At 65.1% G+C, this 1,291-nt stretch carries 2 protein-coding genes; both read right to left on the reverse strand.

What is annotated here, in order from left to right; genetic code table 11:
• Positions 1-31 precede the first annotated feature (31 nt).
• Positions 32-916, reverse strand: a complete 885-nt coding sequence (locus VMT30_03600; protein ID HVQ44025.1) for an IS3 family transposase — start codon at positions 914-916, stop codon at positions 32-34.
• The gene (locus tag VMT30_03605) at positions 913-1,230 is read right to left on the reverse strand and encodes a transposase (GenBank protein HVQ44026.1); all 318 of its coding nucleotides are present in this window, start codon (positions 1,228-1,230) and stop codon (positions 913-915) included. The genes VMT30_03600 and VMT30_03605 overlap by 4 nt, the downstream gene beginning before the upstream one ends.
• Between the last annotated feature and the right edge of the window lie 61 nt (positions 1,231-1,291).

The raw sequence follows: 1,291 nt of genomic DNA on the forward strand, positions 1-1,291 counted from the left end.
TGGAGTGTTCCCGCTTTTTTGGACAGCGGTTTTAGGCTGCCAGTTGGTTGAGGTGTCTGTAGCCTAGTTCGTATTCTTTGGGTGTCAAGTATTCGAGGGTGGAGTGGCGGCGGATGGTGTTGTAGTAGGTTTCGATCCAGTCGAATGTGGCTTTCTTCAGGTGTGTGATGGTGGGCCAGGGGCGGGTGTGGATGAGCTCCTTCTTGTAGGTCGCGAAGAACGATTCGGAGACGGCGTTGTCGTAGCAGATACCGGTCCGGCCGAGTGATCGTCGTATCTTGTTCTTCGTGCAGTACCGGTCGAACTGGCCGGAGGTGTATTGGGTGCCGCGGTCGGAGTGGAAGATGACGCCGGCGGGTGGGCGGCGTCCGGCGATGGCCATGTCGAGGGCGGCGGTGACGAGATCGGTGCGCATGTGGTCGGCGATCGCCCAGCCGACGACGGTCCGGGAATACAGGTCGATCACGGTCGCCACATAGGCCCATCCGTCCCAGGTCTTGACGTAGGTGATGTCCCCGCACCAGCGGGTGTTGGGTGCCTGGGCGGTGAAGTCGCGGCCGATCAGGTCGGGTGCGGGCACCGGGTGGTCACCGGCGATGGTGGTGCGCTTCCAGGCCTTGGGGTGGCGTCCGCGCAGGCCAGCGGCGCGCATCAGCCGCCAGACCCGCTTGTGGGACAGTCGCCGGCCCAGCGCGGCGAGGCCGGCGCGGACCCGGCGGACGCCGGGGTTGCCGCGCCCGTGCTGGTACAGGGTGGCGATCAGGCCGGTCAGCGTCGCGTCGTCGACGGCCCGGGCGCAGGGCTCGGCGGCCAGCCAGGCGTAGTAGCCCGACCGGGACACTCCCAGCTGCCGGCACATGAACGCGACGGGAAAGGCGTCGGAGGCAGCCCAGTCCGCGATGGCAGCGAACTTCACTGCTTTCCCTTCGCAAACCAGGACGCTACTTTTTTTGCGAACTCCACCTGCATCTGCAGTTCGGCGTTCTCCGCCCGCGCGTCCTTCAGTTCCGCGCGCAGCCGTACCAGTTCGACCCGTTCCGCCTCACCCAGCGGCGCGTCCGACTTCGGCGGCTCGGCGTCGTCCTTCGCTCTACTCACCCATTTCCTCAGCGTCATCTCATGGACGCCGATGTTCCGGGCCACCTCGGCAACCGGCCGACCATCCTCGATGACGAAACCTACCGCCTGCGCCTTGTACTCCTCGGTAAAACTACGGCGTGTCGAACCCATTCCGTATCTCCCGGTGGACCGGGCAGCTAATCACGGTGTCCACCAAAGCGGGAACGGTCCA

This window comes from Candidatus Saccharimonadia bacterium, assembly GCA_035544015.1.
GTDB lineage: Bacteria > Patescibacteriota > Saccharimonadia > UBA4664 > UBA4664 > UBA5169.